This window comes from Dyadobacter endophyticus (genome assembly GCF_014641595.1).
Classification (GTDB): domain Bacteria; phylum Bacteroidota; class Bacteroidia; order Cytophagales; family Spirosomataceae; genus Dyadobacter; species Dyadobacter endophyticus.
On sequence record NZ_BMIA01000005.1, the window covers coordinates 382,526 to 406,018 of the forward strand.

23 protein-coding genes are annotated in these 23,493 nt (G+C 48.2%); 4 read left to right on the top strand and 19 right to left on the bottom strand.

All coding sequences use genetic code 11. From position 1 onward, the window contains the following. Positions 1–67 precede the first annotated feature (67 nt). Positions 68–1,540 (bottom strand): energy transducer TonB, encoded by a 1,473-nt coding sequence (locus tag IEY24_RS28575; protein ID WP_188938696.1) that lies wholly within the window; start codon positions 1,538–1,540, stop codon positions 68–70. A gap of 173 nt (positions 1,541–1,713) precedes the next feature. Here IEY24_RS28575 and IEY24_RS28580 point away from each other — a divergent pair, with 173 nt between their 5' ends. Then, positions 1,714–2,580: a UDP-2,3-diacylglucosamine diphosphatase gene (locus IEY24_RS28580; RefSeq protein ID WP_188938697.1), complete on the top strand. Its 867-nt coding sequence runs from the start codon at positions 1,714–1,716 to the stop codon at positions 2,578–2,580. Positions 2,581–2,582: 2 nt separating this feature from the next. Next, positions 2,583–3,704, top strand: coding sequence for a glycosyltransferase family protein (locus IEY24_RS28585; protein ID WP_188938698.1), 1,122 nt, complete (start codon positions 2,583–2,585; stop codon positions 3,702–3,704). Between the two features lie 18 nt (positions 3,705–3,722). Here the strand turns inward: IEY24_RS28585 and IEY24_RS28590 are convergent, their stop codons facing one another. The 6 genes from IEY24_RS28590 to IEY24_RS28615 all read right to left on the bottom strand — a co-directional run bounded on the left by IEY24_RS28590 (position 3,723) and on the right by IEY24_RS28615 (position 9,642). Continuing rightward, positions 3,723–4,196 (bottom strand): META domain-containing protein, encoded by a 474-nt coding sequence (locus IEY24_RS28590; protein ID WP_229223314.1) that lies wholly within the window; start codon positions 4,194–4,196, stop codon positions 3,723–3,725. 12 nt (positions 4,197–4,208) lie between these two features. After that, positions 4,209–4,787, bottom strand: a complete 579-nt coding sequence (locus IEY24_RS28595; RefSeq protein ID WP_188938699.1) for a hypothetical protein — start codon at positions 4,785–4,787, stop codon at positions 4,209–4,211. Position 4,788: 1 nt separating this feature from the next. Further along, a complete protein-coding gene (locus IEY24_RS28600) occupies positions 4,789–6,078 on the bottom strand; it encodes an LVIVD repeat-containing protein (protein WP_188938700.1) in 1,290 nt (429 codons plus the stop codon). Between the two features lie 192 nt (positions 6,079–6,270). Next, complete coding sequence (locus IEY24_RS28605; RefSeq protein ID WP_229223315.1) at positions 6,271–7,500, bottom strand: serpin family protein; 1,230 nt, start codon at positions 7,498–7,500, stop codon at positions 6,271–6,273. 98 nt (positions 7,501–7,598) lie between these two features. Beyond that, positions 7,599–9,104 carry an outer membrane beta-barrel protein gene (locus tag IEY24_RS28610; protein WP_229223316.1) on the bottom strand — a complete coding sequence of 502 codons (1,506 nt, stop codon included), beginning with the start codon at positions 9,102–9,104 and terminating at the stop codon, positions 7,599–7,601. Next, the gene (locus IEY24_RS28615) at positions 9,073–9,642 is read right to left on the bottom strand and encodes an RNA polymerase sigma factor (RefSeq protein ID WP_188938701.1); all 570 of its coding nucleotides are present in this window, start codon (positions 9,640–9,642) and stop codon (positions 9,073–9,075) included. Before IEY24_RS28615 ends, IEY24_RS28610 begins: the two co-directional genes overlap by 32 nt. Before the next feature lie 246 nt (positions 9,643–9,888). Between IEY24_RS28615 and IEY24_RS28620 the strand changes: the two genes are divergently transcribed. Beyond that, positions 9,889–10,185, top strand: a complete 297-nt coding sequence (locus tag IEY24_RS28620; protein WP_090149248.1) for a muconolactone Delta-isomerase family protein — start codon at positions 9,889–9,891, stop codon at positions 10,183–10,185. 88 nt (positions 10,186–10,273) lie between these two features. On the opposite strand, the gene IEY24_RS28625 is transcribed toward IEY24_RS28620, so the two are convergent. Next, positions 10,274–10,759 (bottom strand): free L-methionine (R)-S-oxide reductase MsrC, encoded by a 486-nt coding sequence (locus IEY24_RS28625; protein WP_188938702.1) that lies wholly within the window; start codon positions 10,757–10,759, stop codon positions 10,274–10,276. Between the two features lie 146 nt (positions 10,760–10,905). Between IEY24_RS28625 and purU the strand changes: the two genes are divergently transcribed. After that, positions 10,906–11,739 carry a formyltetrahydrofolate deformylase gene (gene purU / locus IEY24_RS28630; RefSeq protein WP_188938703.1) on the top strand — a complete coding sequence of 278 codons (834 nt, stop codon included), beginning with the start codon at positions 10,906–10,908 and terminating at the stop codon, positions 11,737–11,739. A gap of 141 nt (positions 11,740–11,880) precedes the next feature. Here purU and IEY24_RS28635 read toward each other — a convergent pair whose 3' ends face one another. From IEY24_RS28635 to ilvN, 11 genes are all read right to left on the bottom strand, one after another. Continuing rightward, on the bottom strand, positions 11,881–13,035 hold the full coding sequence (locus IEY24_RS28635) for a 2-isopropylmalate synthase (protein ID WP_188938704.1): 1,155 nt from the start codon (positions 13,033–13,035) through the stop codon (positions 11,881–11,883). Between the two features lie 262 nt (positions 13,036–13,297). After that, entirely contained in the window at positions 13,298–14,368 is a 1,071-nt protein-coding gene (gene leuB / locus IEY24_RS28640; protein ID WP_188938705.1) for a 3-isopropylmalate dehydrogenase, read from the bottom strand. Positions 14,369–14,419: 51 nt separating this feature from the next. Further along, entirely contained in the window at positions 14,420–15,988 is a 1,569-nt protein-coding gene (locus tag IEY24_RS28645) for a hydroxymethylglutaryl-CoA lyase-like TIM-barrel protein (protein ID WP_188938706.1), read from the bottom strand. 75 nt (positions 15,989–16,063) lie between these two features. Further along, on the bottom strand, positions 16,064–16,660 hold the full coding sequence (gene leuD, locus IEY24_RS28650; protein ID WP_188938707.1) for a 3-isopropylmalate dehydratase small subunit: 597 nt from the start codon (positions 16,658–16,660) through the stop codon (positions 16,064–16,066). A 14-nt stretch (positions 16,661–16,674) separates the two neighbouring features. After that, positions 16,675–18,078, bottom strand: coding sequence for a 3-isopropylmalate dehydratase large subunit (gene leuC, locus IEY24_RS28655; protein ID WP_188938708.1), 1,404 nt, complete (start codon positions 18,076–18,078; stop codon positions 16,675–16,677). Positions 18,079–18,259: 181 nt separating this feature from the next. Further along, positions 18,260–18,436 carry a HepT-like ribonuclease domain-containing protein gene (locus IEY24_RS33160; protein ID WP_369009299.1) on the bottom strand — a complete coding sequence of 59 codons (177 nt, stop codon included), beginning with the start codon at positions 18,434–18,436 and terminating at the stop codon, positions 18,260–18,262. Next, positions 18,437–19,285 carry an AraC family transcriptional regulator gene (locus IEY24_RS28665; RefSeq protein ID WP_188938710.1) on the bottom strand — a complete coding sequence of 283 codons (849 nt, stop codon included), beginning with the start codon at positions 19,283–19,285 and terminating at the stop codon, positions 18,437–18,439. 13 nt (positions 19,286–19,298) lie between these two features. Next, the gene (locus IEY24_RS28670; RefSeq protein WP_188938711.1) at positions 19,299–20,465 is read right to left on the bottom strand and encodes a hypothetical protein; all 1,167 of its coding nucleotides are present in this window, start codon (positions 20,463–20,465) and stop codon (positions 19,299–19,301) included. A 19-nt stretch (positions 20,466–20,484) separates the two neighbouring features. Continuing rightward, a complete protein-coding gene (gene ilvA, locus IEY24_RS28675; RefSeq protein ID WP_188938712.1) occupies positions 20,485–21,741 on the bottom strand; it encodes a threonine ammonia-lyase IlvA in 1,257 nt (418 codons plus the stop codon). A 93-nt stretch (positions 21,742–21,834) separates the two neighbouring features. Next, complete coding sequence (gene ilvC / locus IEY24_RS28680; RefSeq protein WP_188938713.1) at positions 21,835–22,881, bottom strand: ketol-acid reductoisomerase; 1,047 nt, start codon at positions 22,879–22,881, stop codon at positions 21,835–21,837. Positions 22,882–22,945: 64 nt separating this feature from the next. Beyond that, positions 22,946–23,479, bottom strand: coding sequence for an acetolactate synthase small subunit (gene ilvN, locus IEY24_RS28685; RefSeq protein WP_106595787.1), 534 nt, complete (start codon positions 23,477–23,479; stop codon positions 22,946–22,948). Positions 23,480–23,493 lie beyond the last annotated feature (14 nt).

Below are 23,493 nucleotides of genomic sequence, written 5' to 3' on the forward strand. Positions count from 1 at the left end.
TTGGTACAAAAAATTCCCGGGGCCTGTGACCGGCTCCGGGAAGGGATGAATGGCTAAATATATGCTTCTACCTATGGATGATCATCTGGTGACTGGTTTCTATCTGGAAATTGATCGGGACATTGTATTTAACCCTTACCTTTTGGCCCCTCAGCTCCCCCGGGTTCCACTTCCCGTTCATGAGCTTCACAACCCTCAATGCCTCCTCATCGAGGCCGTAGCCGACCCGGTTCTCCACTTTATACTCGCACATAGACCCGTCTTCGCATACCACAAATGAAAGCATCACACGCCCTGCAACACCACTCCTTGCCGCTGCGGAAGGATAGCGAATATTCATGCCCAGAAACTTATAGAATTCTTTGATCCCACCTTTGAATTCAGGTTGCACCTGCGGTTTGGTATATTCTGTTTTTTCGCCATTTACCCAGGAAATCCCGCTTTTAAATTGTCCGAGATCGTAAATCTCCTCGTAGTATTGGGTGCTATCGGCCAATTTTCCGCTCCACTTGCCTTCCTTGATCCCATTCACAACTTTTCCTTGCTCAAAAAGCCATTTCCCGTGTGGCGTTTCACCAACCGCCCGCCAATATCCTTCGCCGTTTTTTACATACTGTGTGCCATCCGGCCCCCACGAATTCATCAGAAACGGTTCGTCCTTTACGCCCATTTTGTTGATAGGAAAATCTCTGTGAGCCCTTATTTGCCCGTTGGAGTCCCAGTAGACGTCCGTAACTAGCGAATCGGTCAGGAGTTGCTGATGCCTTACCATGCCGGTTAGGTCATAATCCTTGATAAGCGATGCTTTTCCATCCACACCATATTCTACGTAAGAAAGTATATGCCCGTCGGAATCGAATGTGACCTCGGTAGCATGGCTGGCCTCATTGTAATCTCGGGCAGAAATGCGGTAAGCAGGTATTGAGTCCCTTTCCGGGTTTACAAAACGCGATTTGTAGCGGATTGGCGTTTTGGCAAATTTCGCCTCGCCGAGCCGCTTCCATTTTCTCCTCATGGCTTCTTCGTAAGCCACATCCCCGGATACAAATCCCCGTTCATCGACAGGCATTGTCCGGCGGTATTTGGCCCGTGCGGAATCGATTGGCGCGAAGTTCTCGTTGAAATAGTCCACAAATGCCCGCCTTGCCGTGTCGTAGGTCGGTTTGGCGTCCGCTTTGAATGTCACGGGGAAAAATACCGTCTGCCGCACTTTTTGCCCTCCCAGCGTTGCGGGTCGCCAGGCGCGATACATACGGAGCACATTCACAGCCGCCGCATTGCACAGCGTGTCGATCCCGCGCGTTACCTCGATGTCGCTCATACTCCCGTCTGGCTGTACAACACCTTTGAGATAAACCCGGCCATTCACGCCCTTCACAGATGAAGAAAAAGGTACCTGAAGGTTGGAATTGACAAACTGATTGAGTGCAGCAAGGCCCCCCGCCGGCTCGGCCTTGTTTTCTACCTCATGCGGCAAATAAACTTGCTGCGCGAACGCGGGCGTGCCTAAAAACAATAGAAACGTAAACAGTTTTTTCATTAGGGTTGATGAGTTATACCAATAGTAAAAATGATGTTTTTCTTTTAAAGAAACTCATAGTTACTCTGCAAATATTTCAAAATTGATTCGTAGAACTAGTTTTGAATATAAACTTAACCAACTGATAACCTGCCAGTAATATGCAGTTAATATAAAATGAGAAAATTTGTATCATGGGAGATACAACTCACTTTCGCACGATCATCATTTCCGACATTCACCTCGGCGCCGGAGGCTCGAAGGCAGAAGAAGTCACCAATTTTCTGAAAAACTATTCTTGCAAAAAGCTTATCCTGAATGGTGATATTATCGATGCCTGGCAGCTGAAAAAATATGGTGTCTGGAAACGGAAGCACACGCTTTTCTTCAAGCGCGTGCTGAAAATGATAGAAGACAACAAAACGAAAGTGATTTACATCCGCGGAAACCACGATGATTTCCTCGACCAGATTATCCCCCTGCGCCTTGGCAAGCATTTCCAGATCCGGAAAGACTACATACTCACTTCCGGTACACAGCGGTTCTATGTTACCCATGGCGATGTTTTCGACTCCATTACCACGCATTTGAAATGGCTGGCCTACCTGGGCGATATCGGTTATACGTTCCTCCTGTGGGTCAATAAATTTTACAACAAATACCGCGCATGGCGCGGCCTCTCCTATTACTCTTTGTCGCAACGTGTGAAGCAATCGGTAAAAATGGCTGTGAACTACATGACCGACTTTGAAGAGAAACTAACCGAGCTCGCCCGCTCTCGCAGCTGCGACGGCGTGATCTGCGGGCATATTCACCATCCGGCGATCCGAGAAATCGACGGTATCAAGTACATGAACTCCGGCGACTGGGTCGAAACCCTGAGCGCGCTGGTAGAGGATTTCGACGGTAACTGGAGCCTGCTCTATTACGACCAGCAAGAGATCGTCGAGAAGCCTGTAAAAAAAACGAGTACCAAAAAAGTCGTTGAAAACTTCCCCGGCATGGAAAAGCAGGTGGCGTTCACCGGTTTTCTAACGGGGCGGAATCAGCGCTATCTATAATTATGAGAATCCTTTTTCTGGTTCAGGGAGAGGGCCGGGGGCATTTGACGCAAGCCATTTCGCTCGGCCAGGTATTACGTAGTGCGGGACACAAGGTTGTGGGCGCGATGGTAGGGACGTCTCCGGGTCGGAATATCCCTTCATTCTTCCAGGAGCAGATCTTTGCGCCGGTACATCATTTCGCCGCGCCCAATATCATTTACAAAGCCCAGGGCGGCGGCATGAATGTAGGCCGCACGATTGCCACACATCTGGCACATTTGCCCAAATACCTCAAAAGCCTTCACCGCATCCACGAAACGGTTCGGCGGATCAACCCCGACCTGATCGTGAGCTTCTACGATACCTACGGCGGGCTCTATAACATGATCTACCGCTCCGGCATACCGATGGTCTGCATTGCGCATCAATACCTTTTGCTTCATCCGAAGTTTATATTTCCGGAACACAGCCGGGTCAACCAGTTCCTGATCAACCTCAACTCCAAGTCGACGTCGTGGCTTTCGGCGAACCGGCTTGCATTATCTTTCCGGGAAATGCCCTCGGCCCCCAATCTTAAAATCACGGTCGTACCTCCATTGCTCCGCAAGGAAGTTACACGCCTCATTCCGCAAAAGGGCTCATTTATACTCGTGTACATGACGCACCACAGCCTGAGCACGCAGGTCATCGACTGGCATCGGAAGCATAAGGATGTGCAGTTGCACTGCTTTTGGGACAACCCGGATGCATCGGAGGAATTTGTTTTTGACAGTACACTTACTTTTCACCAAATCAACAGCGAAAAATACCTGCGAATGCTCGCAAATTGCCGCGCATTGGTTACCACGGCCGGTTTCGAATCTGTTTGCGAGGCCATGTATCTCGGGAAACCTGTGATGATGGTGCCTGTCCCTAACCACTTCGAGCAGGAATGCAATGCGATAGATGGGGTTATATCGGGCGCAGGAGTAATGTCCAGATCGTTCGATCTCTCAGTGATTTTTGATTACCTGCCGAAGCATATTGACCAGTCGGAGAAATTCAGGGACTGGTACCATCGCGGGCATCAAATGTTTGTACGGGAAATCGCGGAATTTGAAAAATCAATTGATATCCGGCGGAAAATACAATCGGAGATCTGATACTTTCCGCCGGATACCTTACTTATCTTTCTTGAAAACAAGCTGTTCGGGGTTTTGATCGAATTTGAGGATCAACTTATCGCCCGATACGTGATACTTCCCCTTACCGCCTGTTGAATCAGATGGAAGCCAGGCCTTCCGGCTCCATTCCGGCTCACCTACTTTGCTTCCGCCAAAGCTGGTTATTCTGAAGGTACAATTTGCCCCCAGCGTATAAGCCCCGCTAATCGTATTCACAAAAGTATGGCCCTCAATCGTTCCGCTCCTTTGATCATCGGAAAAGCTGAAAACGACACTTTTGCCACTGATCTCCGGGTCTTTGTCCACTGCACCCGTCGCGGTATTCTGGAAGTAATCCAGGCGCCAGGCTCCTTTCAATGAAGCGATTTCCGAACATGGCGGAAATGCACAACAATCCTTGCCACCCCCGCATTCGAATGCAGTTAATGCAAGAAAACAGACGCAGAGAAATAAAAACGCGATCCTTTTCATGGCTCATCTATTTTAAAAACTGATCCCTAACCGCAATGCCAGCCTGTTGTAAACCCGGTCTTCAAACCGCTCTTTTTGGTCCCACAAAGGCACTTTGGTAACGTGCGCCTCTTGTCTTTTGTAGGTTAATGCAATCGTAAATGCAGCGACTCCCGGTTTTCCTACCTTCATCCCTACGCCTGGGTTTACCATCAGTCCGCCTTTCGTATCGGCGCCGTCGGGATCGTCGTGAAACCACGCGAATGCATAACCGGCATCGACTGTTCCAAACAGTTGCACGTTTTTACGACCGAGGAGATCATATCGAACACCGCCGGCGATCGGGTTCAGCAAGGCCGTCTTGTACCAATCCATCCCAAGCGTTACCCCAGCCGACAACTTCCTGTTGATTTGGACTCCATTAAAGGTCTGAACCGTGAGGCTGGTTTTGCTATCGACCTGATCGCCATTTCCGGCATAAGGATTCTGGTATTTGACCCTCCCGAACAATCCACCGAACTCGGTGTGGTTGACAAATCTCACGCCCCTGGCCGTCTGCCCGTAAGACACCGAACTGACCAGCAATAGCAGAAAGTAGGCGATCTTTTTCATATCAAATCGCTTTTCCAACCGGAATTTTACTCAGCATTTTCAAATCTTTCGGATTCGACGAATCATATTGGTAAAATCCGTCTTCGCCGATGAGCATCAATGTTTTGCCTAGTGAAATCACATCATAGGCATGCATATCCTTGAAATGTGCCAGCTGGTTGCGGTCCACTGAAAACTTGTCGGTCACGTCGAAGACCTTCAAACCATGTTCGCCTTCGCAAAGGAAAAGCGTCGGGAAATCGATACTCAGGCCGTGTGGACTCTCCATTTGATAGCTTTTAATAAGCTGTGGAGCCGCCGGATTGCTTACATCGACGAGATCCAGCTGGTTCTGCCCGCCTCCGCATGCGGTACCTGTACGCAGCGTCACATACGCAATGTTTTCGTGCACTACCACGGGGTCGCAGGCGCGGCCGTGCTGGAAGTTCGAGAGCTGTTTCGGCTCTGCCGGGTTGGTATTGTCATAAATAAACATCCCGGTGGAAGAGCCTATAAAGAGTTTATTGTCGTAGGGAAAAATGGTTTCAATGCCCCAGCCCAGATTCACCGTGGCGAAGTCGGCCGGCTGTGCAGGTTTGTCGATCTTAAAAAGATGCAAGTCACTTTGGCTGACCGCGTAGAGGAAATTGCGGTCCAATGCAAAACGCGCCATCGAGCCTGCCTGACCACTGGTACCACCAGAGGATTGCGGCGAAGCCGACGATGAGCTATTGAAAGACACCCTATCGGCCAGCATCCAGATGCCGCCCCACCACGTCATGGGCGGAACGTTGTCTTCGCAATTAACGGTTACCGTTTCGGTGACCCATTCAACATTCTGATCGGTAATAGAGCCGACTGATTCGTTCAGCGACCAGCCGCCTCCGTCGAAAAGGCCTGTCTTGAATACATTTTTAACCCTACCTACTTCTTTCGGGGCAGCGGGATCGGTAATATCGATTGAAACGAGGTCTGAAAAGCTATCGGCATAGAGAACATTATCGCGAACGGCGATATCGCCATTCCCCGGAATATTAATGAATGTCACAAATTTGGGGTTGGCAGGGTTGCCGTTGTCAATAATATGAATCCCTTTTTTTATTTCATTGACAAATAAATACTTGCCTTTCACATACATCTTTCCAGGCTGCTCTAAGGTACGCGGCGATTCGGCCTTTACCTGCGTCCGGAGCTCCATCAAAGAATGTGTCACGTTACTAAACCGACGCACTACGCGTGTCTCCTTGCATTGATCGTTGCATGACCAGCAAAGCCATGCCACGGCGCATAACAGTAAAAGTTTAGGTTTCATACGGTTAGATATTAGAGGCTTGTAAAAATTATATTATGACTTCGACAAATGCAGGACACTGTTTTTTTGTAATTAGTTGGAATACAAAACAAAATCGTCCGAAAGCAAGGCCTTCGGACGATAACGCACCCCGAAAATACCGGCGAACCGGTATTTTTTATCTTTGATATTTTTAAATGCTTTTCAGCACTGTTATTTCGATTCCGGATTTTTGATCCTGCCTACGAAAAGAATGGTATTGGAAGTATTTTCACTGATCACCAATCCAAATGGGCGGTCACAAATGAACCTTGGTGACTCGGGCCCGGCGGAAGTAAGGCCGACACCGATTGTCGTCACTGCTGCTGCCTCTGTTCCCTGCTCGTCGATACCCAGGTAGGCATCCTGCTTCACAAAATCGACATAGAGTTCGGCTGCTTTATTGATCTTACCCAGTTGTGCGCTATCTTCAAATGCGCGTTTGATACCCATTCCCCGCAATGTCTCCTTCAATTGAGCTGAATAGTCGACTGTAAACTTGGGTAAACCTACTGTAATACCCCGCTCTGCCATCCCGCTATTCAGACCCGACCATCCTTCGCCGGTGATTCCTTTCAGCACTTCATCGACTGTACTTTGACCTTTCGGAATGAGCAAGGTCATATTGAATTGCCCATTGGCGTATGGAAGGCGAACAGCGTTGTAATTGCTTCCTGAGCCTACTTTGAAATCGGATTCGGCATACATCATTTTGACGTTCTTGCTTTGTCCGTTTTCCATCCTGAACGGTGCGTCCTGCGTTTTCTTGGGATCAAACCTGGTTTGCCAATCGCCTTTGAAATACAATGCATTCAAAAGGAACATTACGTGTTGTGGCTGAATCTTGTCAAGAACATTCTTGATCTTACCGTTGGTCTTGTCGCTTGCCCATTTGTTAATGCGATCTTTTGCGGCATCATCAAATGGCAAACCTGTTACCTCCGATTCAAACGAGTCTTTCAGAACAGATTGAAAATCATTTTCAACGGAAAAGTCATTTCTATACCAAACCGAATTCGCTAATCCCAAACTCACTTTCGAATCGGCGACGGGCAAATCGTTGATCAATGTTTTATATGCCGCATTCAAATCAGCCAATGCGACGGCATCCATATTTAATGCTTTTTGAATTTCGCCGGCAGTTTCTTTTTCGGCTCCATTTAAAAGCATTCCCAAAGCCATGTGCAGGCTGAGCGGCGATACAAAGAAATTATCGTCCGCCGGTTGCGTTTTTTGTAACGCGTGAATAAAATCAAATGCGAAAGAAGTGGTCCCGTTCGAAACCAAGGCCGGTATTTCAACCGGATTCACCTCGTTATCCGGACCAACATTATCGTTTGTACAGCCAAACAGCATTACGGCTGCCAGCATCGGAACGGTGATCGACTTCTTTAAAATTTTCATGGCTAACAGATGCAAGAATATCTTCTTTCTCCACAATCAACCCACAAATCAATAGATTCAAATCAACCGGCATTGGTTGGAAACTATTTAAAATTATCTCAAAAAGAATAGCGGACCGACCACGAAACGCCATACAAATACGGTCTGGAATCGAGGCTTTGATTGGATTTAAAGCTCGATGAAACCGCTTTCTGGTACGAGCCCGTCAGGTTAGCGCCCCAGTTGGCAGAAAGCTTGTAATTCAACCGCAATCCTGTTGTTGCGGCCCAGTTTGTGCCACGGTATATTTCATCACTGGCGGTTGTTCTAATAATATCTCCCGACGCAGATTCCAGTTCGTTGACTAAAAAGAAGTTCGCCATCATCCCGCCCAATACCGAATAGCTGAATTTCTTATCGGGGTTTAAAGTAAAGCCCGCCTGAACCGGCAATTGCAAATACTGGTAATTATTGCTGACCTTCTTGGCCACATCAATATACAATGCACCATTGTTAAAGCCGGCCGCCTTATCGCTCAAAGCAGGATTATTGGCTGCCAATGCATTTTCCAGCACATTGGACGCCGCACTGTTATATGCATTCAGTACATATCCGCCACCCTCGTAGGCCGAATTCCCCCGGAGATAGCTTACTCCCGTCTCCACAGACCAGTGTTTCGACAAGCGCACCCCACCCTGCGTCTGCACGGCATACGAAGCACGCGCCTCGCTGGTTCCGGAAACCGACCGCTTCTGGCTCACCGACTGCGCCATGAAAGCCTGCGGGGCTTCTCTCAATTTCACATTAGGATTAAACGAGGCGGGCATAATGCCTATTCCTGCATAATACTCCTTAGGTTTTGTGGTTTTAACCGGCTCTTCTATTCTGACCTCGGGCCGGAAAAAAACATGACGCTTCTGAACGTAAACATCCAGGTCGTTATAGGGCAAGGACGCCAGCATTTCCGCAGAGGTCGCCTGGTTTTGCACCGCAGCCACTGCGGCGTTGCTATTCTCAACAGAAACCTCAACGGTTCCATTAGCAGGCTCTGTTTTACTCGCAATAACATCCTGATTGTTGCTTGCCGGCCTTTCCTGGATGATGCTTGCCGCCGAAGAAATGTTATCCGCATGCTGCTCATTCTGTTTGCCACGCGCATTTGTCCGGGCTGCTGCTGCGATACCAGTATTTGAGTTTCCGGCGATACCACCTTTCAGATCACTCCGGGTTGGCTCACTGCCTGTTGCGGCAATTGGGCCTTGTTCAACAGTTGCTGCGAGCTCTTCCTTATCCTGGCCTTGAACCGCATTTGGCTGCTCTTCCACGGATTTAGCAGGCTCCGTTTCAGCTTTTTGAACCGGTTTTGTGCTCACTGCCACTTCTACCTTGTCTTTCTGGCCGCCTGAATACCAGAGCCCGCCGCCTACCAGCAGCAATGCCGCAATGGACGCGGCTGCATACCACATTTTCGGTGACTGCCACCAAAGGGGAGTAACTTTTTCCTGTTCCCCGTCAAGACGCGCCTCGATACCCTCCCACACCGATGGCGGGGGAGCTTCGGAGGCCTCTTTCAAGGCCTTTCTCCACTGTTCCTCAAAATTGTTTATGTTGGACGGATCCATCATCAAATCTTTTTTCTTTGTTCAATTTTTGTTGAAGCAACATCCTTGCACGCGAGTACTGCGACTTGGACGTTCCTTCGGAGATACCCAACATCTGGGCGATCTCATTGTGCTGGTAACCTTCAATCGCATACAGATTGAAGATCGTCTGACAACCGGGCGGTAGTTCCCGGATCATTTCCATCAACTGCTGCATCTGAAAATTTCCGAGGGTAAACTCCCTGTCGGACAAACCATTATGATGTATATCTATGTCATCCAGCTCTTTCAGGTATTTCTGTTGCCGCAAATGGTTCAGCGCTGTATTCACTACCACCGATCTGAGCCAATATTCCAGCGGGCTGTCGGCCCTGAAAGAATCTATATTCTCGTAAATCTTGATGAAGGCATCCTGCAACACGTCTTCCGCGTCGGCGCGGTTTTTCGTGTAGCGCATACAAATAGCAAACAACTTACCCCCAAAAACATCGTATAGCTGTTTCTGGGCGATGCGGTTGCGCTGCTTGCAGCCTTTCACCAGTTCCTGTTCGTTAAACGTCATCCGAAGGTTAGGGGTGCTTCGTTCGGTTTGTAAAAAAATTCAGCACCTCTACCCATAAGATAGCCGATTACTGTTGCGTTATGATCCGACTCGCTCTCACGAGCCCGTCGTAAATTGTCTGACACCCTCATTATGAAAATGGTTGGAACACTTCGTAAAACTATTGCCAAATGTTGGCTACTTTACGCCAAGGAACTATTCAGTGGCGCATATCATTTAATAAGTACAACCTAAAATCTATCGCCCATGAGCCAATATATGGTTGAAATCCAGCTGCCGGCTGTCATGTCGGAAGATTTCACAGCAAAAATACCTGCTCAGAGAAAAAAGATAAATGAACTGATGGAGCAAGGAAGGCTGATGTCTTATGCTTTGTCCGACGATTACTCCCGGCTCTGGTGCGTGGTAAGAGCAGAAACAGAATTTGAAGTAATGTCACTCGTCTCGGAATTTCCGCTGATCGATTATATGGATCCCAAAATAACCAAGCTTATGTTCAATAATGTGGTAGCCCTTCGCTTGCCCATGTTCTCATTGAACTGACACTCATTGAAAACATTCCGTGGCAGGGCAAAAGTACCCTCGCCCAAGCGGCCTCGCACAATGCTTGTGCGAGGTTTTTTATTGATAGTCAGAGCTTTCTGGTTATCAGGGCTGCAATCTTTTCTAACTCGAACCGGTCGGCTTCACTGAAATCGTCGAGTTGATCGCTATCCACATCCAGCACCATTGCTAATGTTCCATTTCTATGGAAAACAGGCACTACGATCTCAGAGCGCGATGCCGAGCTGCATGCAATGTGTCCCGGAAATTGCTCTACATCCGGCACGATAATCGTTTCAGCACGCGTGTAACTCGCGCCGCACACGCCCTTGTGGAAGGGTATCCGCGTGCAGGCGATCGGCCCCTGAAACGGGCCAAGTACGAGCTGCCCTTCCTTTACCAAATAAAAACCTACCCAGAAGAAGCCGAATGCTTCCTTTAAAACTGCTGCTATATTCGCGAGGTTGGCAGTAAGGTCGCTTTCGTCAATGACAAGCGCTTCGATTTGTGGAAAAAGTGCTTTATAAATCTCAGCTCTGCTGGTATCAGTTGGTATAAATAATGTCTCTGCCATAACTTTAAATACTGCTGGATTTTTGGTAAACACAGATGCCTTTTGAATAGTTACAAAAATATTCAAATGCGCCCGGTCCGGGCCGCTACTACCACCGCTTCTGTTGTATATTTGAAGTTCGATAAGCGCTACAAGCAAGCCCCTTCATGAGTCAACGACATATCTTATTAATGGACGGCCCCGATCACAAGGGTTTGATCTACCATGTTACCCGCATTCTTTTTGCCCACAATCAGAACATTATCAGTAACGACGAGTACGTAAGCCCATCGCGCTATTTCTTTATGCGTACTGAATTCGAGGGCGACACCGATATTCCCGAGCTGTTAAAGGCTCTTCAATCCGAATTGCCGGCAGGCCTGAACCTTCGCATTAATCCTAAAAAGAACAAGGATATTGTGCTGATGGTCACCAAAGAACATCATTGCCTGGGCGAGTTGCTTATCCGCTACGCATTCAACGAGTTGGACGCTACGATTCTGGCGGTAGTAAGCAATTATAACTCGTTGCAGCCGCTGGTAAGTAAGTTTGGAATACCTTTTCATTTTGTTTCGCATGAAAACAAAACACGCGAGGAGCATGAGCAGGCGATATTAAGAACTCTGAATATTTACAGGCCCGATTACGTTGTGTTGGCGAAATATATGCGCATCATCACGCCGCAATTTGTGGAGCGTTTCCCGAACCGGATCGTGAATATTCATCATTCATTCCTACCCGCATTTATCGGGGCAAACCCTTACCGGCAGGCTTACGAGCGCGGTGTGAAGATTATTGGGGCAACCGCGCATTTTGTGAATAATGACCTGGATGAAGGCCCGATCATCGCGCAGGATGTTAAGGAGGTGGATCACAAACTGACCGCTTCGGATATGGCAACTTTGGGAAAAGATACCGAAAAAGCAGTTCTGTCAAAGGCGTTGAAATTGGTTTTTAACGACCGTGTTTTCATCCACCACAACCGCACCATTATTCTGTAAAACAAAGAAAAAGCCCTTAGTCAGAATCACCGAGGGCTTTTTACAATCTGATGGATGTTATTGAATATGTAATCTTACAAAAAATTCTTTAAAACATCAAATTCAGGTTCAAGCTGTTAACTAATTCTAAGGATATTCTAATTAAACTGCTTCGGCTGTACGCACCAGTTCAACCAGATCTCCGTCGTTTACTTCTTTCTTGATATCGGCTACTTCAAGGAACCTTGTATACAGTTCGTCCAGGGCAGATTTTTCGAAGGAGAACCCAAGCAATTCCAGGCGGTGTTTCAATGCGTGGCGTCCGCTGCGGGCAGTCAGAACGATATCGGATTTATCTACACCCACATCCTGCGGGTTCATAATTTCGTAATTCAGGTTGTTTTTCAGGAAGCCGTCCTGGTGGATACCCGATGAATGCGCGAATGCATTGCGACCAACGATCGCCTTGTTCGCCTGCACGGGCATACGCATCATTTTCGAGACAAGCTGGCTCGTCGGGTAAATGTGCTGCGTGTTAATACCTGTTTCAAGACCCAGCTCCTGGTGTACTTTCAATGCCATTACCACCTCTTCCAGCGAAGTGTTACCGGCGCGCTCGCCGATACCATTGATAGTCACCTCTACCTGGCGCGCACCCTGGTTAATACCTGCGATGGAGTTCGCCGTAGCAAGGCCCAGATCGTTGTGGCAGTGGATCGAGATAGTCGCTTTGTGGATATTCGAAACGTGTTCGAAAATGTATTTGATTTTGTTTCCGTACTCGTCGGGCAAGCAATAGCCTGTTGTATCCGGGATATTCACCACCGTCGCACCTGCGCCGATCACCGCTTCTACAAGCTGTGAAAGGAAAACGAGGTCTGCACGACCCGCGTCTTCGCAATAAAACTCAACGTCCTCTACCTTCGATTTGGCATATTTCGTAGCCGCAATCGCCCTTTCGATAATCTTTTCGCGTGTTGTGTTGAACTTATGCTGGATGTGAATGTCCGACGAACCGATGCCCGTGTGAATCCGTGCCCGCTGGGCGTACTGCAATGCTTCGGCCGCAGCGTCGATATCGCCTTGCACCGCACGTGACAGCGCACAGATGATGGGTTCGCGAACAGCTTTGGAAATCTCTACCACAGAACGGAAATCCCCAGGACTTGACACCGGAAAACCGGCTTCGATAATATCTACCCCCAGTTTTTCGAGTTGTGTGGCAACAACAATCTTTTCCTCAGTGGTCAATTGGCTGCCCGGTACCTGCTCGCCGTCTCGTAAAGTAGTGTCGAAGATCTGAACTCGATTACTCATTGGTGGGTATTAATTTTTTTATGGGACACGAATTTAACAATATTTCAGGCAATATAAAACCCTTTCCGTGTGAGGGAAAGGGTTTGAAACTTATCAAAACATAACCTTTCCCGGTCTCACGGTAGTTGTTGGAGATTAAGATTAAGGCTATTTTTCTGGTTCATCCTTTTGTTGCGAAATTTCGCTGGCCGCGAGTTTCTTCTGCAAAGAAAGCATAAGTTTTGATTGCAACAAATATTGTTTGGCAAAACTTTGATATTTTTTATATTCTTTTCAAAAGCTCTTCACCAGCCTGTTGCGTGTTCAGAACCTTGTCAGCCGGCGTGGTAGCATCGGCAATGTCGCGCGTTCTGAAACCATCTTTCAACAACTTGTCGACCGCCGAAATAATCGCTTCCGATTCTTCTTTCAAACCAAATGAAATATCGAGAAGCAATGCCGCCGAAAGCACTGATGCCAGCGGATTTGCAACACCTTTACCGGTGATGTCGTGCGCCGAGCCGTGAATCGGTTCATAAACGCCTGTGCTGTCGCCGACCGACGCCGAAGCGAGCATTCCCATCGATCCGGCGATCTGGCTCGCCTCGTCCGTAAGGATATCTCCGAAGAGGTTAGCCGTCACAACTACGTCGAAACGCTTAGGATCCTTAATGAGCATCATCGCTGCTGCATCTACAAACTGGTGCTCAACGGTGATGTCGGGATATTCAGGAGCCAAAGCCTGGATCACCTCGCGCCACAGACGGCTGGTTTCCAGTACGTTTGCCTTATCCACAGAGCAAAGGCGCTTTCCACGCGTACGAGCAGCTTCGAAAGCCTTGCGGGCTATGCGTTCTACTTCGTAACGGCTGTATTCAGCGATGTCGTAAGCAGTGTTGTTATCGTTTTTACGGCCTTTTTCTCCAAAATAAATGTCGCCGGTAAGTTCGCGGAAGAAAAGGATATCCGAGCCTTTCAGGATTTCAGGACGGATAGAAGATGCCCCTAGCAGTTCATCGAACAACTTGATAGGACGAAGGTTGGCGTACAAGCCCAGCTCCTTGCGCATTTTCAGCAAGCCTTGCTCAGGACGAACTTTGGCAGTAGGATCATTGTCATATTTTGGGTGACCTACCGCACCGAAAAGAATTGCGTCGGAATTGCGCATCTTTTCCAATGTCTCGTCAGGAAGCGGGTTACCGGTAGCTTCGATCGCTACGTGGCCCATTAATGCCTCGTCGTAAGTGAATTCATGGCCGAACTTCTCGGCGATTTTTACCAACACTGCCTTTCCTACCTCTGTAACTTCTTGTCCGATTCCGTCGCCCGGAACGATAAGGATATGCTTTTTCATCAAGTGGTTTAATTGATAATCAATAAATTATAAATAAATAGACGCATCACATCACGGCAATACATCAACTAATGGTTCGGGAGTGACCTTTTCTTCCGGAATACCGATCAGGTTCAGCATTTTCTGCGTGGCCATGATCGCCGAGAACGTTTGGTCCGAATCGAGGCCGCGGGTTTTCACGTCTTTCCCATTAATTTCCCAGGTAATGATGGTTTCGCACAATGCATCCGTTTTACCGCCCGGAGGAATGCGAACGGTATAGTCGGTCAGCATAGGCAGGCTGATCCCTTTTTTAATGTAAATCTTTTTCAATGCATTCATAAACGCATCGTACTGCCCGTCGCCCTGTGCATTTTCCTCAAAAACCTCTTCGCCAAAACAAATCTGCAATGTGGCGGAAGGTTTCAGGTTTTTGGAATGCGTGAGCACGTAATTGGTAATTACCACCTTCTCCTCGATAGCATCGCTGTCGAGAATGTCGGAGATAATGTAAGGAAGGTCTTCGGGTGTAACCGCTTCTTTGCGATCGCCGAGCTCGATAATCCGCTGCGTTACCTTTTTAAGGTCGGCGTCCGAAAGCGTAATACCCAGGTCGCGTAGGTTATTTTCAATATTGGCCTTCCCAGAAGTTTTACCCAATGCATACAAGCGCTGACGACCAAAGCGCTCGGGCATCAATTTACTGAAATAGAGGTTGTGCTTCTTATCGCCATCGGCGTGGATACCAGCTGTTTGGGTAAAAACACTTTCCCCTACAATGGGCTTGTTGGCAGGAATGCGAATACCCGAGAAAGTCTCCACCAGCTTGCTGATCGAGTACAGCGACTTCTCATTCACGGCCGTCGTGCATTCGGGCATCAAGTCATTCAGGACGGCAATCGTGCTCGCGAGCGGCGCATTGCCCGTACGCTCACCCATACCGTTCACGGTCAGGTGCAGCCCGTGCGCACCCGCGCGAAGCGCTTCCATGACGTTCGCTACGCTCAGATCGTAATCATTGTGTGCGTGGAATTCGAAATGGTGGTTTGGATAGCGGTCTACTATCTCCTTCACAAAGGAATATGATTCCGACGGCGTCAGAATACCCAGCGTATCGGGAAGAAGTATGCGCTTTACCGGCAATGTGGTAAGGAAATCAAGCGACTGAAATACATAATCATGCGAACTGCGCATGCCATTGCTCCAATCTTCCAGGTACACATTGCATTGAATGCCCTTCGTCTCCGCAAGCTCGATCACATTACGAATGTCTTCGAAATGTTCTTGCGGCGATTTTTTAAGCTGGTGGGTCAAATGGTTAAGAGACCCTTTCGTGAGGAGGTTCATCACTTTCGCGCCGGACTGCACCATCCAGTTGATGGACGCGTCGCCGTCGACGAATGTGAGTACTTCTATTTTATCCAAAAAACCATTCGCACCGGCCCAATCCGTGATTTTTTTAACCGCCTGAAATTCACCCTCCGACACACGTGCCGAGGCTACTTCAATGCGGTCGACCTTCACTTCCTGCAAGAGGATCTGGGCTATGGTCAGTTTTTCTGATGCGGAAAACGACACCCCGCTGGTTTGCTCACCATCGCGAAGTGTCGTATCCATTATTTCAATATAGCGGCTGTTCATAGGCGGTCAGCCGTCGGCAATGAGCAGTCGGCGGTCAGAAAAATCGACAGCCGACTGCCGATCGCCGACAGCCCGTTAAAATATTCTCTCTGCTTCAAATTCCTTGATCTCCCCCTTCATAGCTTGCAGATAATCGATATCGTCGAAGCCGTTCGTCAGGTTATGTTTTTTATAACCATTGATGTCGAAAGACTCACTTTCGCCGGTCGCGAGGATCGTGATTTTCTGCTCGGGCAGGTTTACTTCCAGTTCCGCATTAGGATCGGCTTCGATCGCTTCGAATATCTTGTTCAGAAACTCCGGGCTCACTTGTACCGGTAAAATACCGATATTCAATGAGTTCCCTTTAAAAATATCTGCAAAGAAGCTGGAAACCACGCAGCGGAAACCGTAATCGTAGATTGCCCAGGCAGCGTGCTCGCGGCTGGAACCACTACCGAAGTTGTGGCCTCCTACAAGAATTTTGCCGGAATAAATAGGGTTGTTCAAAACGAAATCCTGCTTCGGCGTATCGTCGCCGTTATACCGCCAGTCGCGGAACAGGTTGTCGCCAAAACCTTCCCGCTTGGTCGCTTTCAGGAAGCGCGCCGGGATGATCTGGTCGGTATCTACGTTTTCAATCGGCAAAGGAACTGCCGAGCTTTTCAGTATGGTGAATTTATCGTAAGCCATTGTTTTGGTGCTGATTATAAAAGCGTTCTTGGGTCGGTTACTACGCCGGTTACGGCAGCGGCAGCTGCCACGAGCGGGCTCGCGAGCAAGGTACGCGCGCCTGGACCCTGGCGACCTTCGAAGTTACGGTTGGAAGTACTTACCGCATATTTGCCGGCCGGGATCTTGTCGTCGTTCATCGCAAGACAAGCCGAGCAGCCTGGCTGACGCAATTCGAAACCAGCCTCTGTAAGAATATCCAAAATACCCTCTTCTTTGATCTGCGCTTCCACAATGTGCGAGCCCGGAACGATCCACGCTGTTACATTATCCGCCTTTTTGCGGCCTTTCACGATAGAAGCGAATGCACGGAAGTCCTCGATACGGCCATTGGTACAGCTACCGATGAAAACGTAGTCGATTTTCTTGCCCAGCATACTCTCATTCTCATGGAAGCCCATGTAATTCAGCGACTTGTCATAAGTAGCTTTACCCCCTTCCACCTGATCCGAAGTAGGGATCGCTTTACTGATACCTTGACCCATTCCCGGGTTGGTACCGTAAGTGATCATCGGTTCGATGTCGGCAGCATCGAAATTGTATTCTTTGTCAAAAACAGCATCTTCATCTGTTTTCAAAGTTTTCCAGTAAGCCAGTGCCTTGTCCCACTTCTCGCCTTTCGGAGCTTGCTCGCGGCCGTTGATGTAGGCGAATGTTGTTTCGTCGGGAGCAATCATACCACCACGTGCACCCATCTCGATGCTCATGTTGCAGACGGTCATACGACCTTCCATCGACATATTTTCGAACACATCACCTGCATATTCAACGAAATAACCCGTTGCACCGGCAGTAGTCAGTTTCGAGATGATATAAAGCGTTACGTCTTTCGGAGTTACACCTTTACCCAGCTGGCCATTCACGTTTACACGCATCTTCTTAGGCTTAGGCTGCATAATGCATTGCGAAGAAAGCACCATTTCCACCTCCGAAGTACCGATACCGAACGCGATCGCGCCGAATGCACCGTGGGTAGAAGTGTGGGAATCACCGCAAACGATGGTCATACCAGGAAGCGTAATACCGTTTTCAGGTCCTACCACGTGCACAATACCATTACGAGCGTGACCCAGTCCCCAGTGTGAAATGCCATATTTCGCAGCATTTGATTCAAGGGCTTTCAGCTGGTTCGCAGAAAGCGGATCGGCTACCGGAAGGTGTTGGTTAATGGTCGGAGTGTTGTGATCTGCCGTTGCGAACGTGCGCTCCGGGTACATCACGCCAATGCCTCTGGTTTCGAGTCCTAGGAAAGCAACAGGGCTTGTTACTTCGTGAATAAAATGGCGGTCGATGAAGAAAACATCGGGACCGTCCTCGATTTTACGGACAACGTGGGCATCCCACACTTTGTCGAAAAGGGTACTCGCTTGATTACTCATTTTGATTAAAATTAGAATTTCGCCTCGTCGTTCAGGCTTCAAAGAAAGAGCTGATAATCAACGCCTTTCTCAAAAGGAGAACCGACATTACAAATTACCGCAAATTCAAACGAATATGTATAACGGTAAAGGTTCAAAAAATAGTGATTTTGGTTTGGGGCAGTAGTTTGAGCGGAAATCTTTATTTGGAGTCGTTCAAAATATCACGCAGTGCGTTTCTTAATGGAGGTAAATGCACTTCGATAATTCGCCAAACTATCTCATAATCAATCCCTGCGTAATCATGTACCAGAATGTGCCGCGACCGGATGATTCTCATCCATTCGATTTCCGGATATTGTTCACGGACTGTTTTAATTTACCCCTGCCGCTTCGGCGTAGTCCCGTACTTCTCTTTATAAGTCTTGATAAAATGCGAAACGCTCTCGTACCCGATCTCCGTGCTAATCTCCGAAACGTTCTTCGTACTATTCCTCAGCAAGAAATCCGCATAATCCAGCCGCTTGTTTTTCAGCCACAATGCAGGGGAAGTGTTGAATTCATCCTGAAAGTCACGTTTGAATGCCGAAAGGCTCCGCCCGGATAGCCGCGCCAGCTCATTCAATGTAAGCGGTTTCAAATAGTAGCTGTTCATCAAAAAAGAAAGATCGACCTTTTCGCCTTTATAGAGACTATACAAAATACCCCGAAGCTGGTTTGAATTATCCAGCTCCATCAAATGCAGCAGCAGTTCCTGGAATTTCAGCCTCAGAAAGTGGTTCTTCAACTCCGTACGTGAGCGGAAATAAGGAAATACCGATTGGATGAACTTCTCAAAGTTATCATCGGATTTCAAAAGCAGAATCGGATACTCAACGGTTTCGGAAGGTTGCTGCGCGCCGAAAAGCTCGGGATGCAGCCCTACGAATTCTTTCAGAAGCTTTTCATCAAAAAAGAAAACCAGGCTTTTGTAAGCCTCATGAATGGATTCCGACATCAGATAAAAGCCCCTCTGAATGAAGAGAATATCCCCCTTCTCAACATGTACTTCCTGCGTAGGGCTGGTGAATTTTTTTTCTCCTTCCAACACCACAATCACCGCATGTTCCTCAAAAAACACATCATATTTAGAAGGATACACTTCATTCCGATAGGCCACGAAGGTCATATCCTGAATTTTCAGGGACTCGAATTCCTGGGAGCTGATGTCGGATGGTACGCGGAGCATTGTAGGTCGGCGGCTATCTCCCGCTTTTAAAAAGTTTGTTCAGGTTCATATAGTAATTCAAACTGATGCGCGGGCGATTGAAAAATGTAACGTCGTCTGAAAACAACGATGAAAAATTCGCGAAATGCGTGACTTCAAGACTGAACCGTCTCCGATAAGAAATACCAACATGCGGCCCCAAGATGGAAGTCCGCCAGCTATCCATGGGAAAGCTATACTCAAAACCGATGTTAGGCCGAAAATCACCCGAACCTATGTAAGTTCCTGCACCAACATCCAATGTGTTTAAACTGATCTTTTCGTCCGGGATGTAATTGTACACCTTGCTCACCGAAACACCCGGCATTGTCGCAAACAGTATTTTGAAATACCTGTTGTGAAATCTTCTCGGCAGGTTTATCCGCAACCCCGCTCCGAATGTAGGCGTTGCCCCCAGATTAACATCGGTCTCCTCCCAAGCCTCGATACCCCCCATCACATACGCGTCTACCTCCATCTCCGACTCAGCGGCGGCACCTTTGCGCTGCTTTTCCGAAGCACTCACTCCATTGTAACGGTCGACATAGCGCCCTAAATCCTTTGCCGAATAGCTACGAACAGGGCCATTATCCGCACCGTCGGACAGTAACACCGGTAGCTGGCGCACATACTCATCATATTGAATGAGGTACTTTTTTCCGCCGGTCACTCTGTAAAAAGGATAATTGAACAGTTCCGTCAACTTCCCGTCCTTTTCCAGAAAGAAATGCGACTGCTCGGTCAGATCCAGATATTCCAGTAAAGCCGCTTTCGGGCCAGAGGTTACCTGGCGCAAATAAACCGTTACCGAATCCGTGGCCTCGAAAGACGGTGCCAATTCATATGTTTTGCTCAAATCGATATTCAGTATCCCAATCCTTTTACTGATATAACGCTCGTTAAGCGATGAAATGTAAAACTGTGCCGCCGCGCCCGGTCCCACTTTTTCGACTCCGCCATCCTTTTCTCTGGCAAAATCGACGGTCATCGGACTCGTACCCCAGCCGTCGTAACGGATAAAGCCCCTGACCGTATCACCCTTAGCCGAAACGATATAGCTATCCAGCATTTTCCCCTGACCAAAGCCGCGTGAAAGAGCCGCTATGGCAACCAATCCGCCGATAAGCAAGCAACGCGAGTTACTTCGTAAACCTGAATTCATAGAATGATATCCGTAATATTTAAACCATAAACTGAAACAAATCCGGCTGATCGTTCAGATACTCATAAACCACGCGGTTCGCATCCATTCGCTCGATCAGCGGTGCAAAGTCCTCCCTGCTTTTTAATTCAATGCCGACTAATGCAGGCCCCTGCTCGCGGTTGGTTTTCTTTACATATTCAAAACGCGCAATGTCATCATTCGGACCAAGGACATTCAGGAATTCCCGGAATGCGCCCGAGCGTTGCGGGAAACGGATGATAAAATAATGCTTCAATCCCTCATAAAGCAACGAGCGCTCCTTGATCTCCTCGGTACGGGTAATGTCGTTGTTACCACCGCTAATCAATACGACAACGTTTTTGCCTTTGATATCTTCCCGGATCAGGTCCAATGCCGCCACTGTCAACGCGCCGGCAGGTTCGGCTACGATTGCTTCTTCATTATATAGTTGCAAAATCGAAGAGCAAACTTTGCCCTCAGGCACAAGCAGGATTTGATTTAAACTCTTGCTGCAAATATCGAATGTAATGTCGCCCGCACGCCGCACGGCCGCGCCATCCACAAACTTGTCAATATTGTCCAGCGTCACCACATGCCCCTCCTGGATGGATCGATGCATGGTAGGCGAGCCTTCCGGTTCCACGCCGATAAGCTGTGTTTTGGGAGAGAGCTGCTTGAAAACAGTGGAAATACCCGACGCCAAACCACCACCACCGATCGCCATCAGCAGGTAATCGATTTTGAAATCCGCATCTTTGAAAATTTCAAGGCCCACCGTTCCCTGGCCTTCAATTACCTGCAAATCATCGAATGGATGCACAAAAACGGCATTGGTACTGTCGCGGTAGGCCATTGAGGCATGATAAGCATCGTCGTAAGTGTCGCCTACCAAATGTATTTCAATCCATTCCTGGCCAAACAGCCGCACTTGCTTCACTTTCTGCGCCGGTGTGGTAGTAGGCATGAAAATGGCGCCTTTTACCTCCATTTTCCGGCACGCGTACGCTACGCCTTGCGCGTGGTTGCCCGCGCTCGCGCACACTACCCCGCCTGCGAGGGCTTCGGGTGTGAGGCTCGCCATTTTATTATATGCGCCGCGGATTTTGTAGGAGCGGACAGTTTGAAGGTCTTCCCTTTTGAGGTAGATATTAGCCCCGTACTGCTCCGAAAGATGCGCATTATAGAATATCGGTGTGTGGTTAATAACCCCGCGCAGGCGTTCGGCAGCGAGGAATATGTTATCGAGAGTCGGAACGGAATGTGAAGTGCTCATGATCATCAATGAAAAGAGCTTTGCAGTTTGCAAAGCTCTGTCTATGTCTATGTGGACCGATAGCCCGGGCTAACCCCGGACTTAAGTCCGAGATTAGTTGCGCTCTGGACGCAATCCGCGTACAGTCGTACCTGCTTGCCACATTTCTGATTCGCGCAATTCTGCAAGCTCAGCTTCCAGTTTCACACGGTAGTCAGGCTGTGAGTTGCGGGTGATCGAGATCGTAGCTTGTTCGCCGCTTTTTACAGAGTTGTAAAGTTGCTCAAAAACAGGCTTGGTAGCGTCACGGAAAGGTTTCCACCAGTCCAAAGCACCACGCTGTGCAGTTGTAGAGCAGTTAGCGTACATCCAGTCCATACCGTTTTCAGCAACCAATGGCATCAACGACTGAGTCAATTCTTCAACAGTTTCGTTGAATGCTTCTGACGGCGTGTGGCCATTTGAACGCAACACTTCATATTGTGCAGCGAAAATACCCTGGATAGCACCCATCAAAGTACCACGCTCGCCGGTTAGGTCGGAAGTTACTTCACGGTAAAAATCAGTTTCGAACAGGTAACCTGAACCTACTCCGATACCCATTGCAATACATTTTTCACGTGCTTTGCCGGTAGCATCCTGGAATACCGCGAAAGAAGAGTTCAAGCCTTTTCCTTCTACGAACAAGCGGCGAAGCGATGTTCCGGATCCTTTTGGAGCAACCAGGTAAACATCCACGTCAGCAGGAGGAACGATGCCAGTCTGATCTTTATAAGTTACACCGAAACCGTGTGAGAAATACAGTGATTTTCCAGCAGTAAGGTTTGCCTTAACAGTTGGCCATAGCTCGATCTGAGCAGCATCTGAAAGCAAATAGCAAATGATGGTTCCTTTTGCCAATGCTTCTTCCAATTCGAAAAGCGTTTCGCCCGGTACCCATCCGTCAGCAACGGCTTTGTCCCAAGACTTACCACCTTTACGCTGACCAACGATTACATTGAATCCGTTGTCACGCATGTTCAAGCTTTGGCCTGGGCCTTGTACGCCGTAACCAATTACAGCGATAGTTTCAGTAGAAAGTACTTCACGTGCTTTTTCGAGTGGAAATTCTTCACGGGTTACTACTTCTTCTTCGACCCCGCCGAAATTTAATTTTGCCATTGATTATTGATTGGATTATTGATTTACTACGAATTAAAAAGCAATACTACTAAAAGTTGACCGACTATTGGTAATATTCCCACTCAGCTTCCGGCAGATAATCTACCAGTGTCTGAGGCGATTTGCTCACCGCCACACGGCCCGAACGAACGAATTCGAGGATCTCGTGGGGTTTGATATAGTCGAAAAATTCAAAGATCTCTTCTTCCGTACCGGTCTTCTGGATGATCACATAGGTGAGGTGCCAATACACGACCCAGGCTTTGTAGGTCTTGTTGATCGTCTCGATATCGAGCGGTTTGGCACCAATTGGCGTCGAAACCTTGAACAATGCGATCTCGTTATAAGCGATGTCCTCATTGAGATATCCGAAAACAGCCAGCACCTCGATAATCTTGCGAATCTGGCGGACGAGTTTCTCCACCGCGTCACGCGACTCATGACGGATGACGATCGTAAAGCGGGAAATACCCTTACGTTCGGTTTCAGAAACGGTCAGGCTATCGATATTGATGCGTCTCCGGGTAAAAATCGTCGTGATCTTGTTAAGGATGCCTATCGTGTTTTCAGTGAAAACACAAATGGTGTATGATGTCATAATTTCTTCGGCTT

Excerpts from the sequence above, each read along its gene's own strand:
- IEY24_RS28575 (WP_188938696.1), bottom strand. The coding sequence starts at position 1,540 with ATGAAAAAACTGTTTACGTTTCTATTGTTTTTAGGCACGCCCGCGTTC.
- IEY24_RS28580 (WP_188938697.1), top strand. The coding sequence starts at position 1,714 with ATGGGAGATACAACTCACTTTCGCACGATCATCATTTCCGACATTCAC.
- IEY24_RS28585 (WP_188938698.1), top strand. The coding sequence starts at position 2,583 with ATGAGAATCCTTTTTCTGGTTCAGGGAGAGGGCCGGGGGCATTTGACG.
- IEY24_RS28590 (WP_229223314.1), bottom strand. The coding sequence starts at position 4,196 with ATGAAAAGGATCGCGTTTTTATTTCTCTGCGTCTGTTTTCTTGCATTA.
- IEY24_RS28595 (WP_188938699.1), bottom strand. The coding sequence starts at position 4,787 with ATGAAAAAGATCGCCTACTTTCTGCTATTGCTGGTCAGTTCGGTGTCT.
- IEY24_RS28600 (WP_188938700.1), bottom strand. The coding sequence starts at position 6,078 with ATGAAACCTAAACTTTTACTGTTATGCGCCGTGGCATGGCTTTGCTGG.
- IEY24_RS28605 (WP_229223315.1), bottom strand. The coding sequence starts at position 7,500 with ATGAAAATTTTAAAGAAGTCGATCACCGTTCCGATGCTGGCAGCCGTA.
- IEY24_RS28610 (WP_229223316.1), bottom strand. The coding sequence starts at position 9,104 with ATGATGGATCCGTCCAACATAAACAATTTTGAGGAACAGTGGAGAAAG.
- IEY24_RS28615 (WP_188938701.1), bottom strand. The coding sequence starts at position 9,642 with ATGACGTTTAACGAACAGGAACTGGTGAAAGGCTGCAAGCAGCGCAAC.
- IEY24_RS28620 (WP_090149248.1), top strand. The coding sequence starts at position 9,889 with ATGAGCCAATATATGGTTGAAATCCAGCTGCCGGCTGTCATGTCGGAA.
- IEY24_RS28625 (WP_188938702.1), bottom strand. The coding sequence starts at position 10,759 with ATGGCAGAGACATTATTTATACCAACTGATACCAGCAGAGCTGAGATT.
- purU (WP_188938703.1), top strand. The coding sequence starts at position 10,906 with ATGAGTCAACGACATATCTTATTAATGGACGGCCCCGATCACAAGGGT.
- IEY24_RS28635 (WP_188938704.1), bottom strand. The coding sequence starts at position 13,035 with ATGAGTAATCGAGTTCAGATCTTCGACACTACTTTACGAGACGGCGAG.
- leuB (WP_188938705.1), bottom strand. The coding sequence starts at position 14,368 with ATGAAAAAGCATATCCTTATCGTTCCGGGCGACGGAATCGGACAAGAA.
- IEY24_RS28645 (WP_188938706.1), bottom strand. The coding sequence starts at position 15,988 with ATGAACAGCCGCTATATTGAAATAATGGATACGACACTTCGCGATGGT.
- leuD (WP_188938707.1), bottom strand. The coding sequence starts at position 16,660 with ATGGCTTACGATAAATTCACCATACTGAAAAGCTCGGCAGTTCCTTTG.
- leuC (WP_188938708.1), bottom strand. The coding sequence starts at position 18,078 with ATGAGTAATCAAGCGAGTACCCTTTTCGACAAAGTGTGGGATGCCCAC.
- IEY24_RS28665 (WP_188938710.1), bottom strand. The coding sequence starts at position 19,285 with ATGCTCCGCGTACCATCCGACATCAGCTCCCAGGAATTCGAGTCCCTG.
- IEY24_RS28670 (WP_188938711.1), bottom strand. The coding sequence starts at position 20,465 with ATGAATTCAGGTTTACGAAGTAACTCGCGTTGCTTGCTTATCGGCGGA.
- ilvA (WP_188938712.1), bottom strand. The coding sequence starts at position 21,741 with ATGAGCACTTCACATTCCGTTCCGACTCTCGATAACATATTCCTCGCT.
- ilvC (WP_188938713.1), bottom strand. The coding sequence starts at position 22,881 with ATGGCAAAATTAAATTTCGGCGGGGTCGAAGAAGAAGTAGTAACCCGT.
- ilvN (WP_106595787.1), bottom strand. The coding sequence starts at position 23,479 with ATGACATCATACACCATTTGTGTTTTCACTGAAAACACGATAGGCATC.